This is a genomic window from Bacillus sp. FSL K6-3154, from assembly GCF_040869395.1.
GTDB classification, from domain to species: Bacteria; Bacillota; Bacilli; order Bacillales; family Bacillaceae; genus Bacillus; species Bacillus safensis.
In genome coordinates this window covers 2835054-2850327 of sequence record NZ_CP152033.1, presented here as the reverse complement: position 1 = coordinate 2850327, position 15274 = coordinate 2835054, and the positions used below count along the sequence as shown (strand labels likewise).

Here is a 15274-nt window from a genome sequence, read left to right as displayed (position 1 = left end):
TTTACTACACTTTACCCGTTCCGTCTACATGTTAACCGTTTAAAGAATTGAGGTATTGCTTCGTACTGTCTATTTTATGATAAAACATGAATAAAAGAAATAAAAACGCATTTTTTGCAGAGAAAACTTGCAGAAACATATATTTGAATTGTCCTCATATATTGGTTGTACGAGCTCTATTAGGACAAGAGGTGAAATGGATGGAAACAGAGTGGATCGTATCCTTACTGATGATTATTGGTATAGACCTGATTTTAGGCGGAGATAATGCGCTCATCATTGCGATGGCCAGTCGCAGTTTATCACATGACAAACGCAATAAAGCCATTTGGATCGGCACTCTTTTGGCCGTTCTGATGAGAATTACAATGACTGGTGCCGCAGTTTATTTATTGACTATCCCTTATTTGCAGTTTATTGGCGGTCTTTTTCTCCTTTATATAGGATACAATCTGTTAATTGAACAAAAAAAGGAATCGATTCGGATTAAGAGCAGCGGCTCCCTTTGGCGTGCGGTTCAAACCATTGTGATTGCAGACCTCTTTATGTCACTTGATAATGTCATCGCAGTTGCAGGTGCGGCAAAAGGCAACATGCTTCTGACCGCTTTTGGCCTCATGATTTCTGTACCGATTATTATTTGGGGAAGCAAGCTGATTCATGCGGCTTTAACTAAATTTCCGTTTCTTTTATACGGAGGAAGTGCACTTTTGGCCTTTACTGGCGGAGAAATGATTGTGCGTGATGTGAAATTGACTGAATTTATGTCACAGCATGCCACGCTTGAATTGATGCTACCGTTTTTAACCGTCATTACGGTCATATTAGCAAGCCTCTTTTACGAACAAACGGCTGAAAACAAATAAAAAAAGCTGCCAAATGATCGGCAGCTTTTCGTGTTTTTATTAGTTAGCAAGTCGCTGAGCTTCTCTTAGTTGGAATGTACGAACCGTTCTTGGTAAGAAACGTCTAATTTCATCTTCATTGTACCCAACTTGTAATCTTTTTTCATCCAAGATAATTGGACGACGCAAAAGACCTGGATGCTCATTGATTAGTTTATACAATTGTTGAAGCGGCATTGTCTCAACATTGACATTTAGTTTTTGGAATACTTTTGAACGTGTTGAGATAATTTCGTCTGTACCGTCTTCTGTCATTCGAAGAATTTCTTTGATTTCATCAATTGAAAGAGGCTCAGAAAAAATGTTTCTCTCTTGATATGGGATATTGTGCTCTTCTAACCACGCTCTTGCTTTTCTACATGATGTACAGCTTGGTGATGTGTATAATGTTACCATAAATCTTCACTCCTCAATTTGTAGAATGAATATTGATCTGTATTCTTAAATTAAAATTGTTCTAAATAAGTAATCTTTATAGTGATTATACTATAAAAAAGTAAGTGTGAACAGATTTTCTTGCAATTTTTGTGACAAAAACTAGACAATTTCATTCATCTTGTCGTGCTGCTGGATGTCAGAACATTCTCATTTAGTCGAGATGATCGAAAATATTTTTTTGTTTTCTATTTTCAATGATCTTCAATACATCATCAACATCCTCATACGATTGTCCATACCATTCTTCATCTTTATACGTATGGATTCGTTCATAGGTCTTCCTCATGGCTTCCATGATCTCTTCCTCATGATTTGTAAGAGGCGACCAATAAAGAATTTCCATGCGGTTCACTTCATTTGTTGCAAGTGACCTGCGTTTATAACCAATTGATTCTGCATGCTTGAAGTGCTCTCTTTGATAAAACTTTAGGCGTTTTGCAGTATCTGCATCATCTTCATCTACAGGCTCGACCTCAAGCAAGATCGGTTTCTTTTTTTCCTTCAGCTTATGAATAAGCTTTGACCCGAGGCCTTCACCTCTTGCATCTTTGGAAACAAATAAATAATCAATAAAGATGAAAGAATCAAATTCGGCGTACATCATCACATGATGAGGTCCTTCCTCCTTATGATAAATATCACTTCTTTCCTTTAATAAAGCTTCCATATGCTCTTTTGACTTCATTTCTTCTATCGGGAAATATTCACTGAGCTTTTCATACCAATTCATGGATCTGCTCCTTATGCTATAGTTAAGAACCACTTCCTTAGATATTCCCGATTTCCTGCTATTTAAACGCCTGTACTAGTAAGACGCAGCAAAGTCTAAAGTAGTTTCACTTTTTTTCAATTAACGCAAAAAAAGTTTTATAACGAACGATTCATGACGAGTTGAATGCAGACAAACAGGATAAGTGTCATGGCAATTTGAAGCATGATGAAATAAAGATATTTTACACGCCGTGCTTCTTGCTTCTGACCGCTTGTCTTTCGGTTAAGCATATATTCCACTGAAAAAGACACAATCCCAATGAGCACCATAAACGCGAGCATCCACTTTCCTCCGTTTGGTTTCCTGAAAAAAGACGTTGAAAAAAGCATGAATACAATGAGAACATGAAGCAATGAATAACGAAAGGTTTTCCATCTCAACATCCTATTTTTCCCTCCTTTTATTTGTTTAATTCTTTGGTCAGAATGTTGATGGCTTCCTTAACTTCTAACATATTTTCTTTAGTGTTCATTTCATTTCTAGCGTGAAGTAATACTGGTCGGACTGATTCAACTGAACGACCGAAGTTATACATCCATTCATATCTTGGTACCATCCAAGTATGAAAATGATGGGTTGTATCTTCGTTGTAAAAATAATAGACATGTTCTATCCCTAAAGCGGTTCTTTGTGCTTTTCTTATCTTTGCTAAAACCTCTATGTAGTCTAATCTTTCCGAATTAGTTAAATCATCTAAACATTTGATGTGTCTTTTTGAAGCTAAAATTATTAGCCCTCTGATTGGATAAGCGACATCTTGATGGGCGTGAAAATACTCTGTTTCAATAACGACACCACCTTCTGGTACAACTAATCCATTCGTTAAAGCACAACTAAGACACTCGACTTCAACTGTTTCTCCATTTGATAATGTTATTTTTTTCAATTGTCCTCCCCCAAACGAAATAGTATACAATTTGAATTTTCATTACTTAAGCGTATCATATTTTTCCTTATTTTGAATTAAACTCCTTAATATCACTTCACCTGTGATTGAGTTATTTCTTTTTAACTTTCTAATATATGAAACCAGACCCAAATAAAAAGAAGCACTGACTTAGCAGTGCTTCTTCCTTCTTATGATTGTTTCGCCTGTAGCTCTTTGAATTCTTCCTCTGTGCAGCTCACAAAGTGACCTGGCTTCACTTCACGGAACTCGGTGTTTGTTCCTTTGTGAACAGATGGATCATACTTGATTCGTTTGCGGTTACGCTCATAATCAGGATCTGGAAGCGGAATCGCAGACAGCAATGATTTTGTATATGGATGAAGCGGGTTTTCGTATAATTCATTCGCTGGTGCCAGCTCAACCAATTTTCCGAAATACATCACGCCGATACGATCGCTGATGTATTTTACCATGGACAAGTCATGGGCAATGAATAAGTACGTTAAACCTTTTTCCTCTTGAAGCTCTTTCAATAAATTGACGACCTGCGCTTGGATCGACACGTCTAATGCAGAGATTGGTTCATCGGCGATGATGAAATCCGGCTCTACTGCTAATGCACGTGCAATTCCGATACGCTGCCTTTGACCGCCTGAGAATTCATGCGGGTATCTGTTCGCGTGCTCTTTGTTCAAGCCAACAGTTTCAAGTAATTGGTACACACGCTCTTTACGCGCCTGTTTTGTTTTTGCAAGGCCATGAATGTCGATGCCCTCTGCAATGATATCAAGCACTGTCATTCTAGGGTTGAGTGAAGCATATGGATCTTGGAAGATCATCTGCATTTGACGATTGAACTCAAGCATTTTTTGTCTTGATTTCTTCCCGTGTACATTTTCGCCCTTATAAAGAACTTCACCATCTGTCGCATCATAAAGTCTAATGATCGAACGGCCCGTAGTGGATTTACCACAACCAGACTCACCTACAAGACCTAGCGTTTCACCCTTGTAAATATCAAATGAAACCCCATCAACTGCTTTCACAGTTCCTCTTGCTGTATGGAAATGCTGTTTCAAATTTTTGATTTCTAACAGTTTTTCTGCCATGCTATTCACCCTCTTTTACTAATACAGGTTTTTCGTAGCTACCTTCTAGTTCACGCATTCTCGCCTTTACAGAAGCAGGCGGTTCAACTTTAGGTGCATTCGGATGAAGTAGCCATGATTTCACATAATGCGTATCTGATACTTTGAACATTGGTGGTTCTTGTTCAAAGTCAATTTTCATTGCATAATCGCTGCGGAGTGCAAATGCATCTCCTTTCGGCGGGTTTGTCAGATCTGGCGGTGTTCCTGGAATGGCAGTCAGCTTTCCTTCATCTCCGCCATCTGTGTCAAGACTCGGCATGGATGCTAAAAGTCCCCATGTATACGGATGCTTAGGATTGTAGAAAATTTCATCGACAGTCCCTGTCTCCACAATCTGTCCTGCATACATAACAGCTACACGATCAGCGACGTTGGCAACAACACCTAGATCATGCGTAATAAAGATAATCGAAGTGTCAACCTTTTTCTGAATTTCTTTCATTAATTCTAAAATTTGTGCTTGAATTGTTACATCAAGTGCAGTCGTCGGCTCATCGGCAATCAGCAGCTTTGGATCTGCTGCAAGCGCCATGGCGATGACAACCCTTTGTCTCATCCCGCCACTAAATTCGTGCGGATATTGTTTAATTCTTTTTTCAGGCATTGGAATTCCAACGAGCTCCAATAGTTCAATGGCTCTTTTTTCAGCCGCTTCTTTTGAAATTTGTTCATGCTTGAACAGCACTTCTGTAATTTGTTTCCCGACTTTCATCGTTGGATTCAAAGACGTCATCGGATCTTGGAAGATCATTGAGATATCTTTTCCTCGAATGGTTTGCATTTGTTTCTCAGTTTTCTTGACAATATCTTGGCCATCAAACAGGATCTGTCCGCGCTTGAAATAACCCGGCGGCATCGGAATTAATCTCATGATCGCTTGTGATGTTACACTTTTACCAGAGCCAGATTCACCTACAATAGCAAGTGTCTCGCCTTTATTTAAGTGGAAGTTCACACCACGAATGGCTTGAACCTCTCCACCATATGTTTTAAATGAGATTGCAAGGTCTTTCACCTCTAGAATACGTTCACGTTCCATCCTAATCACTCCTTATTTACGCAACTTCGGATCTAAAGCGTCTCTTAGTCCGTCTCCAACCACGTTAAAACCAAACATTGTAATACAGATAAATGCGGCTGGGAACCATAATCTCCAAGGGTAGTACGTCATGGCTGGAATTCCGTCAGACGCCATCGTTCCCCAACTTGCTAATGGCTGAGGCACACCAAGCCCTAGGTAACTTAAGAATGCTTCCGTGAAAATAGCAGAAGGAATCGTTAATGTCATCGTCACAAGAATTGGTCCCATTGAGTTAGGAATTAAGTGTTTAAATAAAAGTCTAGATGTTTTCGCACCTAATGTTTGTGCTGCAAGAACGTATTCTTGACTCTTTAATTGTAAAACCTGGCCCCGAACAATACGTGCCATGTTAATCCAGCCTACGACTGTCATGGCGAGGATAATCGTTAATAATCCTTTTGGCAGAACAACCATCATTAAGATAACCATTAATAGTGTTGGAATTGCCCATAAAACGTCTGCGATACGCATCATCACTTCATCTGTACGGCCGCCCTTGAACGCAGCAATACTTCCCCAGATAATACCGATGATCACGTCAAGGACCGCTGCAGCAAGACCGATGAAGATCGAAATTCTTGCCCCGACCCATGTACGGACAAACATGTCACGTCCTAAATCATCTGTACCGAACCAGTGCTCTTTTGAAGGCGGCTGGTCCGCATTCAGCAAATCAGTCGTGGAGTAATCATATTTAGAAAACATCGGAACAAAGATGGCCAGCATCACAATAATAAAAATGATTGTGAGTCCAACCATTGCAAGTTTATTGGCACGGAAGCGAAGCATGGCATCCTTCCATAAAGATAGACTAGGTTTAGTAATTTTTTCAGATTCTGCTGCGTCAGCTGTCGCAGGCACAAATAAATCTTTTCTCATCTCTTCCATGTGTTAGACCCCTTTCTTCGCCTTCGTCAGTTTAATTCTAGGATCGATAATACCGTAGAGGACGTCAACGACTAGAATACTGATTAATAGAATAATACTGTAGAAGACTGTAACACCCATGATGACGGTGTAATCACGGTTTGTAATGCTTGTGACAAAGTGAGAGCCTAATCCAGGGATACCAAAAATCTTCTCAACGACAAAACTGCCTGTTAAAACTGAAGCAGCCATTGGTCCCATGTATGTGATAACAGGTAACAATGCGTTTCGGATGGCGTGTTTGATCGTCACAGCAGATTTTGTTAATCCTTTCGCTCTAGCCGTTCTAATGTAGTCACTATTTAGTACTTCAAGCATACTTGACCGTGCAAGTCTAGCGATAAATGCCATTGGCATGAAGGAAAGTGCAATAGAAGGTAGTACGGTGCTGGCCCAAGACTCCCATCCTGCAACTGGGAAAATCGCTAAAAAGCTTGCCTCAGATGCAAAAACATATTGTAGTAGCGCTGCTAAAATAAAACTTGGAACTGAAATTCCAAATATCGTTAAAATGGCAATCGTATAGTCTTGCCACTTGTTATGATAAAGCGCTGCAAGGACCCCAAACAATACACCAAATGCTAATGCGAGGAGAATTGCCTCAATTCCGAGGGTAAAGGAAACGGGGAATCCAGAACTGATTAAGTCATTTACAGTTTGTCCTTTATATTTAAATGAGGGACCAAAATCTAATGTTGCAACTGAACCTAGGTAGCTTACATATTGAACAAATAAGGGCTTGTCCAATCCGTAGTGCTCATTTAGGTTTGCTTCAATTTCAGCAGGAAGTTTCTTCTCACCAGAGAATGGACCACCAGGTGCTGCCTGCATGAGAAAGAAAGTTGCAGTTACAATAACAAACAGTGTGATTAAAATATATATTAATCGCTTACCGATATATTTAAGCAACGGAATTGCACCTCCATGATTTTACAACAATTTCTCTAATCAGCAAGAAAGGTATATGGAGAGACATCCTCCATATACCTTAAGATCCTTGCCGTAGATCTCTTACACTATAACTATTACTTTTCGAAATGTGCCCATTTGTATTGAGCATCACCAAGACCAGATACAACTACACCTTTTAGTTTTGGATCTTGTACCCAAAGCTGAGTATAGAAGTAGATTGGTGCTACAGGCATATCGTTGATGAGAATTTCTTCTGCTTTTTTCAGCATTTCTTCACGCTTTGTTTTATCTGTTTCTTTTGCAGAATCATTCAACAATTGTTTATATTCCTTGCTTTCCCATCCAGTGTCGTTGTTCCCACCGTCTTTATCTTTGTAAAGCTCAAGGAAGTTCACTGGATCGTTAAAGTCACCTAACCAGCCCATACGTCCGATTTGGTAATCGCCACTGTGAAGTTTATCGATATAAACATTCCACTCAGAGTTATCAAGTTCTACTTTTAATCCTAAGTCTTTCTTCCACATTTCTTGAATTGCTTGTGCAATCTTTTGGTGGGCTTCATCTGTGTTGTAAGACAATTTCAATGTTGGAAGATCAGAAACTGACTTATAGCCTAATTCTTTTGCACCTTTTTCAAGGAGATCTTTTGCTGCTGTTACATCATGATCTTTGAAGTAGCCAGTTTTGTTGCCCTCGAAACCTTCCATTGTTGGAGGAACGATTGCCATGGCAGGAACTTGTTCACCTTGCGTAATTTTGTCAACGATCGCTTGACGGTTAATTGAGTATGCAAGTGCCTTACGGATGTTTACATTGTTTAAAGGTTTTACTTCAGTGTTGAATTTATAGTTATAAACACCTGCGATCGTTTGAATTTTTAGACCGCCATCTTTTTTCAATTTTTGTAGAGACTCAGTTGGAAGGTTTCCAGTTGGAGAACCAGCCCAGTCAAGCTCGCCTTTTTGGAACATGCTAAGCTCAGTGTTCGTATCTTTGATCATAGACATGTTGATCTTTTTCAATTTCACAGTATCTTTATCCCAGTAATCGTTGTTCTTTTCAAGCGTGATAGAACCGCCATGTTTCCATTTAGATAGAACGAATGGTCCGTTAGATACGTAGTTTTCACCAGCATTCGTGTACCAGTTTTTATTCTTTTCAGCCACTTTTTTGTTGACTGGCATATAAGTATAGAATGCAGTTAGTTCAGTAAAAAACGGTGTTGGGTTCTCTAGCTCAACTACAAGCGTTTTGTCGTCTTTAGCTTTAATGCCAACATCAGCAACTTTCGCTTTCCCTTTATTCGCTGCTTCAGCACCTTTAATATAGTAAAGCTGGTAAGCATATTGAGATTCATTTTTAGGATCTAATGCCCATTTCCAAGCATATTCAAAATCTTCTGCTTTTACAGGGTCACCATTAGACCATTTTGCATCACGAAGTGTGAATGTATAAGTTTTACCATCAGCACTTGTTTTGATATCAGAAGCCATTGCGTTTTCTGGCTTTCCTTCAGCGTTAATTCTTGTTAACCCTTCAAAAGTCTGACGGATGACACTACCTGAAGTTGAATCATTTGCCAATCCCGGATGTAGAGAAAAAGGCTCAGTGGAGATATTCACATTTAATGTTGTTTTAGCCTCTCCAGAACTGCTGTCGCCTGATTTGTTTCCGCTGAAACCACAAGCGCTTAATACAAGTGTGAAAATAAGCATTAAAGTAACAACAGACCAACGCTTTTTCAACTGTATTCCCCCTTATAATATGTTTTTAGTTCAAAGGTCTCGATAGAAGATGAGATTCAGATTTAAGAAATAGCGTAAAAAAGTCCCTAAATAGCTTACTTTCTATTTCTTTTGTTTTTTCTGAATTTTCACTATGTAAAGAGCCTAGCACAAACGTGTGAACAAATTCATTATAATGAATAGAATAATTTATTGCAATATTAATTTCATATATTTTTTAAAAACGTAAATGGGGATAAAGAGGGATTTTTATAAACTAAAGTCTCAATCACTTCAACAAATTAAAGCGTAAATTGATTAAAATAATTTAACAAATTCAGCAGGAATAATGTTTTATACATATAATTAATCATCCTTTTTTAAAAAATTCTGACAGATATTTGGTATTTTATCTAAAATTTTAAGTGTCAATGGGCATGATGAGAAGGTCACATAATGGCTTCGTGACTTTTTCATGGTCATCCTTTATAATAGATAGACATATTGTTGCGATGAAAAAGAAGAGTACATATATTCACCATTTACAGAGAGTCTGCGGCCGGTGTGAGCAGATAATGGCATGTATGGAATGGGCTTTGGAGCAGCTAACCGAACACTTCTAAAAAAGTGAGTAGGCTTAGACGGAGCAGTCTCCGTTATCAACGTCTTGAGTGATTTCTATGTGAAATAACAAGGGTGGTACCACGGTTCATTCGTCCCTTTTCTGTTGAAAAGTGATGGGTGGGCCTTTTTATATTGAAGAAAAGAGGTTTTAGTATGACAAAGAAGACAATTTTTTCAGGCATTCAGCCGAGCGGTTCTGTCACATTAGGGAACTATATTGGAGCAATGAAGCAATTTGTCGATTTGCAGCATGACTATAATGGCTATTTTTGTGTCGTCGATCAACATGCGATTACAGTGAGTCAGGACCGATTAGCTCTCCGTCAAAATATTAGAAGCTTAGCAGCTCTTTATTTAGCTGTTGGTCTTGATCCAGAGAAAGCGACATTGTTTATCCAATCAGAGGTACCTGCTCACGCCCAGGCAGGATGGATGCTTCAATGTGTTGCTTATATTGGGGAATTAGAAAGAATGACCCAATTTAAGGACAAATCCGCTGGTAAAGAAGCAGTTGTTTCAGGCCTATTAACGTATCCCCCATTAATGGCTGGCGATATCTTATTATATGGTACTGATTTAGTCCCTGTTGGAGAAGACCAAAAGCAGCATCTTGAATTGACTAGAACGCTCGCTGAACGCTTTAACCGAAAGTACAATGACATCTTCACTGTGCCTGAAGTGAAAATTCCAAAAGAAGGCGCACGGATTATGTCTTTAACAGATCCAACGAAAAAAATGAGCAAATCCGATCCGAACCAAAAATCTTTCATTACCTTATTAGATGAACCAAAGCAGCTTGAAAAGAAAATTAAAAGTGCTGTGACGGATTCAGAAGGCATCGTCAAGTATGACAAAGAGAACAAGCCTGGTATTGCCAACTTGCTGACGATTTATTCTGTATTAGGCAACATATCCATTGCAGAGCTGGAGCAAAAGTACGAAGGCAAAGGATATGGTGAGTTTAAAGGAGATCTTGCGAACGTTGTCGTTGATGCTTTAAAACCAATTCAAGATCGATACTATGAACTCATTGAATCAGACGAGCTTGACCGCATTCTAGACGAAGGTGCTGAAAAAGCAAACCGCGCAGCAAACAAAATGCTGAAAAAAATGGAGAATGCGATGGGTCTTGGCAGAAAACGCAAATAAAAAAAGCTTGCAGCACGACTCGCTGCAAGCTTTTTCTAATTTACTTTTGATTCGTTTTCCATTTCCCAAAGCTTTTCGAAAAAAGGCTGTCCTTTAATCATTTTTTCACAGAAGGCTAAATGATTCTCTGACCACCCATCAATCGTTTCATTGTAAAGCATGTTCCAAATCTCTTCGAAAGACATTCGTTTGATTTGGTTGTACATGCGCGGGTTCCATTCCGTATACCAATACGCAATCTCCGCCCTGTTTTTGAGCCCTTTTAATTGATCGAGCGCCATAAACATCAGCTGTTTCAGCTGTCTTTCTTTTCTCGTTAATCCGCTGATATGCTGCGGCGGCAGTGATAGAATGTGATACTCTTTCGTCGATTCAAGGCCGTCCTTAGAAAATTCATATTCCTCTGCCTTCACATCTTTCACCATTTCATACACCAATTGCTCCTGCCTTGGGATCAAGCGGCTTTTTCTCACAGGTATGGAATACCCAATCGTATCTACAGCAATAATTCGAATGCCGTCTGTGACCACAAAGCAATACTCTAATTTACGGCGTTCATGATTTTTTCGAATATAGGATTTCTCAAATACAGACTCTAGCAGTGTCTTCGGCAGCTCTGAAAGATCATTCTCTATGTAATCAAACAAAGGGCTCTGCACCTTAAGTAAAGGCACTTGATCTAACAGTTCAACGCTGTCCTCCTTACGCCACTCATGAAAATGACACACATTGTAGCCATTTTCTTCCCCTTCAAACCAATTCACCCATACGTCATGAAGAAATAACATAACCAATCCCTCACTTTATAAAAACTGTTGTCCACAGTATGGGCAAGGGATAGAGAAATTATTCCAACTTTATCAAAACTTCAAGCTGAGCGAATGATGGCAGGAAACAAAGAGCGTCTCGCAGAGTCCCTTTCATCTTGTCATGAAGGACGAACCTACTTCAGCTTTTTAGGATCAAGCGCATCTCTCAGCCCATCTCCTAAAAAATTAAAGCATAAAACAGTCAGCAAAATGAGTAAACCTGGGAAAAGCGGGTACCACCACGCTTGCACCATAATCGAGAAATTTTGTGCATCTTGCAGCATGTTGCCCCAGCTTGCTGTTGGCGGCTGAATACCAAAGCCAAGATAGCTGAGCGTTGATTCAGCTAAAATGACGGAGCCTACTTTTAATGTAGCTGATACAATAATAGGACCGATACAGTTCGGTAAAATATGCGAAAAGATGATGACATGATTTTTCGTTCCAATGGTTCTCGCCGCGAGGACGAATTCTCTTGTTCGAAGTGATAAGAATTCACTGCGTATGAGCCTGGCGGTTGTTGTCCAGCCTGTCAAAGCAAAGATTAGGATCAATTTATCAATGCCCGGTTTGAAAATGGTGACGAGCGTGATCAATAGGAAAATGTCTGGAATCGACAACACGACATCCACAAATCTCATTAACAAGGAATCAACAAACCCTTTGAAATACCCCGCGACCGCGCCAACGACAGTTCCAATAGTAATTGCACCAACCACCGAGACGAAACCGACCAACAAAGAGACCCGCGCGCCATATAGCACCCTTGAGAAAATATCACGGCCAAACTTGTCTGTGCCCATAAAATGCTCAGCACTTGGCGGCTGGAGCCGCTTCAATAAATCTTGATGCTCTGGTGCATATGGAGCGATCACTGGAGCGAAAATGGCAGAAAAAATAATGATCAATAAGATCACGGAGCCGGCAACCGCCAATTTATTTTTGAAAAATTTCTCGCAAAACAAACGCAGCATCGTCTCAGGCTTTGGCGGAAGGCCCTCCTTTAATTTGATATCAACAGGAGGTGTTCCCATATTAGGCTGTGCCAATTGTGCTTCAGCTCCCTTCTAATATTCAATACGCGGATCAACGATCGCATATAAAATATCCGCTATTAAATTTCCAACCACCACAAGCACTGCGGAAATAACGGTCATTGCCATAATGACCGGATAATCTCTCGAAAAGGCAGAATCAATGAACAGCTTTCCAAGTCCAGGCCAGGTGAAGATTTGTTCCACCACGACTGCGCCGCCAATAAAAGATGGTATCATTAATCCGAAAATCGTTATGACAGGCATAAGACCGTTTCTTAAACCATGCTTAAAAATGACTTTGTTTTCTCTAAAGCCTTTCGCTCTTGCTGTGCGAATGTAATCCTGCCTCATCACATCAAGCATACTCGACCTTGTGTACCGGGTCAGCCCTGCCATATCAGCCGTTGCTAAAACAAAGGCAGGTAAAATGATATGATGGAGCCGGTCAAACACATTAAAATCGGCATTCAAGGTAGAGACTCCGCCAGTTGGAAACCACCCTAAGTTCACGGATAAAACCATAATGAGGATGAGACCAAACCAAAAGTTTGGAATAGCCAGTCCGATAAAAGATGTAACCGTAATGCCATAGTCAAGCTTTGTATAAGGACGTTTTGCTGAAAGGACACCAAATGGAATGGCGATCAGCAGGGCAACTAATGTAGAAAAGATCATGAGGATGAGGGTATTTGGCAGCCGGGCAAAAATCAAATCAGCCACGGGTGTTCCCTTTTTGACAATGGATGTGCCAAAGTCACCTTGAAGCATATTGCCAAGCCATTTCATATATTGCACATATTCAGGATCGTTCAAGCCGTACTTGTCAATAAAGGCTTCCCGGTCTGCCGCACTAATGGTAGGGTCCATCATGAGTGACATCGGATCGCCTGGTGCTGCTTTCATAATGGCAAAGGACAAGATGGTAATCCCTAATAAAATGGGAATGGAGAGTAATGTCCTTCTAATGATATATGTAACCATATGCACAACTCCTTTTTCATCGGATCGCCATTCTGTGAAAAAAAGGCCAAAATGATGTTATTTTAGCCCTTTGTCTGCTTTTCAGCGTGATCTGAAAACCCTTGAATTCTCGTGCTGATGCGGAGCGAACGAAGTGATCTTTTAGCACCCACGCAGAGAACTGACACCGAATGCAAGAGATTGTTCTCACGGTGAAAGGGGAGAATCCCCCCCTTCTTCACTATCAGCCTACTGTTCAAGCCACCATTTTTCGATTTTGTAATATTCATCTTTCGGGTGGTAAGAGTAGCCTTGGAGATTAGATGGCATAGCACGATGTGAGTTAGCATAGTAAAGGAACGTGTACGGCTGATCCTCTGCGATCAATTTATAAATTTTTTCATATGCCTTTGAATAATCTTTTCGATCGCTTAAGTTTTTAGCATCAACTAACAGCTTATCGACCTCTTTATTTTTATACCAGATGTTATTTAAACCTTTTTCTGACTGGCTTGAGTGGAATATGCTGAATTGATCAGGGAATGTCGCAAGGCTCCAGCCGAGCAGCAGCGCATCATAATCCCACTTAGGCGGTGTCGTCTGCTCAATGAGTGCACTGAATTCCACAATTTGCGGCTTCGCTTCCACACCGATTTCTTTGAGCTGCTGCTGGACAACGACAGCGATATCTTCACGAACTTTATTTCCTTGGTTGGTCTTTATGACAAAGGAGAATTTCTTGCCATCTTTATCAAGATAGCCGTCTCCATCTGTATCCTCCCAGCCCTCTTCTTTCAGCATCTTTTTCGCTTTTTCTTGATCAAACTCAAACACTGGAACATTTTCATCCTTTGGATAGTTCCAGGACAGCGGACTTTCTGGAATATTGGCTACTTTGCCGTCTCCATCTAGCACTTGGTCAACAATCGTTTGACGATCAATGGCATGTGTCAGCGCTTGGCGGACCTTTTTACTTTTAAAGAGTTCATTTTTCTGGTTCCAGCCAATGTATGAATAATTGAGTCCTAGATCAGATTCAATTTTAATGTTGCTCACTTTTTCAGCTGTTTGCAGCTCGGATCCTGGTACAGCAAAGAAATCAATATCTCCTGCTGACAGCTGGGCAATCGCTGCATTCTGATCAGGAATGGTTTTAATGGTGACAGTATCAAGGTAAGGACGTCCATCCCAATAATCGTCAAAGGCTTCTAGTTTGACATAGTCTCCTTCTTTCCATTCTGCGAATTTAAATGGACCTGAACCGATCGGTTTTTTTCGGTTAAATTCGTTTTCACCGAGATCTTTTATAGGCACATCACCTAAAATATGCTTAGGTAAAATACCGTAGCTTCCTAGTGTGACATTATAAAAATAAGGATCTTTTTTATTGAGCTTGAATTCGATCGAGTAGTCCCCTGTCTTTTTAACAGACTCTAAAACTTCAAAGCCTGATCCGCGCTCCCCGTTGTAGTCCTTATTGATTGGTATGCTGTATGTAAACACAACATCATCAGCAGTCAGTTCTTCACCATCATGAAACTTTACACCTTTTTTAATGGTGACATCAAACTGCTTGCCATCATCCGATTCTTTAATATCCTCTGCCAGCGATAGCTGAGGGTTGAGCTTTCCGTCTGTTTGAAGTAAGAAGCTGTAGATTCTTTCCTCAATATCAGAGCTTGCCACATCTGTAGAATACAGCGAGTTAAATAATGTTGGCTCTGCAATTGAACCGATGACAAGATCGCCGCCTTGTACCGGTTTACCTGTGGATTTCTTTTCACTGTCTCCAGACGTTTTATTTCCACCAGAACAAGCAGCAAGGATTAATGTAAAAATCAGCAGTAAACTGACCAGAATGGACTTTCTATTTCTACCTTTCATAGACAATTCCCC

General features: G+C 40.1%; 15 protein-coding genes and 1 other annotated feature. Of the genes, 2 read left to right on the top strand and 13 right to left on the bottom strand.

The features are described from left to right. Positions 1–200 precede the first annotated feature (200 nt). Complete coding sequence (locus MHH61_RS14595; RefSeq protein WP_034621768.1) at positions 201–866, top strand: TerC family protein; 666 nt, start codon at positions 201–203, stop codon at positions 864–866. Positions 867–905: 39 nt separating this feature from the next. On the opposite strand, the gene spxA is transcribed toward MHH61_RS14595, so the two are convergent. The 9 genes from spxA to MHH61_RS14550 form a co-directional block, all read right to left on the bottom strand. Next, entirely contained in the window at positions 906–1301 is a 396-nt protein-coding gene (spxA, locus tag MHH61_RS14590; protein WP_003211421.1) for a transcriptional regulator SpxA, read from the bottom strand. Between the two features lie 193 nt (positions 1302–1494). Further along, the gene (locus MHH61_RS14585) at positions 1495–2073 is read right to left on the bottom strand and encodes a GNAT family N-acetyltransferase (RefSeq protein WP_024425040.1); all 579 of its coding nucleotides are present in this window, start codon (positions 2071–2073) and stop codon (positions 1495–1497) included. A 137-nt stretch (positions 2074–2210) separates the two neighbouring features. Continuing rightward, on the bottom strand, positions 2211–2498 hold the full coding sequence (locus MHH61_RS14580) for a hypothetical protein (protein WP_025093406.1): 288 nt from the start codon (positions 2496–2498) through the stop codon (positions 2211–2213). Positions 2499–2515: 17 nt separating this feature from the next. After that, positions 2516–3001, bottom strand: a complete 486-nt coding sequence (locus MHH61_RS14575) for an HIT family protein (protein ID WP_024426478.1) — start codon at positions 2999–3001, stop codon at positions 2516–2518. 191 nt (positions 3002–3192) lie between these two features. Then, a complete protein-coding gene (locus MHH61_RS14570; RefSeq protein WP_024425041.1) occupies positions 3193–4113 on the bottom strand; it encodes an ABC transporter ATP-binding protein in 921 nt (306 codons plus the stop codon). Position 4114: 1 nt separating this feature from the next. Further along, positions 4115–5203, bottom strand: a complete 1089-nt coding sequence (locus MHH61_RS14565) for an ABC transporter ATP-binding protein (RefSeq protein WP_099663154.1) — start codon at positions 5201–5203, stop codon at positions 4115–4117. A gap of 3 nt (positions 5204–5206) precedes the next feature. Next, entirely contained in the window at positions 5207–6124 is a 918-nt protein-coding gene (locus MHH61_RS14560) for an ABC transporter permease (protein WP_076840864.1), read from the bottom strand. Between the two features lie 3 nt (positions 6125–6127). Next, positions 6128–7072 (bottom strand): ABC transporter permease, encoded by a 945-nt coding sequence (locus MHH61_RS14555; RefSeq protein WP_076840863.1) that lies wholly within the window; start codon positions 7070–7072, stop codon positions 6128–6130. A 116-nt stretch (positions 7073–7188) separates the two neighbouring features. Further along, positions 7189–8820: a peptide ABC transporter substrate-binding protein gene (locus MHH61_RS14550; protein ID WP_076840862.1), complete on the bottom strand. Its 1632-nt coding sequence runs from the start codon at positions 8818–8820 to the stop codon at positions 7189–7191. A gap of 482 nt (positions 8821–9302) precedes the next feature. Next, positions 9303–9523 (top strand) — a binding site (T-box leader). Positions 9524–9576: 53 nt separating this feature from the next. Here MHH61_RS14550 and trpS point away from each other — a divergent pair. Then, positions 9577–10572: a tryptophan--tRNA ligase gene (trpS, locus tag MHH61_RS14545; protein ID WP_024425046.1), complete on the top strand. Its 996-nt coding sequence runs from the start codon at positions 9577–9579 to the stop codon at positions 10570–10572. Positions 10573–10607: 35 nt separating this feature from the next. Here trpS and MHH61_RS14540 read toward each other — a convergent pair whose 3' ends face one another. The 4 genes from MHH61_RS14540 to MHH61_RS14525 form a co-directional block, all read right to left on the bottom strand. Continuing rightward, entirely contained in the window at positions 10608–11360 is a 753-nt protein-coding gene (locus tag MHH61_RS14540; protein ID WP_125586502.1) for a YjbA family protein, read from the bottom strand. A gap of 155 nt (positions 11361–11515) precedes the next feature. Next, the gene (gene opp4C / locus MHH61_RS14535; RefSeq protein WP_080769820.1) at positions 11516–12415 is read right to left on the bottom strand and encodes an oligopeptide ABC transporter permease; all 900 of its coding nucleotides are present in this window, start codon (positions 12413–12415) and stop codon (positions 11516–11518) included. A 33-nt stretch (positions 12416–12448) separates the two neighbouring features. After that, positions 12449–13399 carry an ABC transporter permease gene (locus tag MHH61_RS14530; RefSeq protein ID WP_034621771.1) on the bottom strand — a complete coding sequence of 317 codons (951 nt, stop codon included), beginning with the start codon at positions 13397–13399 and terminating at the stop codon, positions 12449–12451. Positions 13400–13627: 228 nt separating this feature from the next. After that, on the bottom strand, positions 13628–15262 hold the full coding sequence (locus MHH61_RS14525; protein ID WP_024425049.1) for a peptide-binding protein: 1635 nt from the start codon (positions 15260–15262) through the stop codon (positions 13628–13630). Positions 15263–15274: the final 12 nt, after the last annotated feature.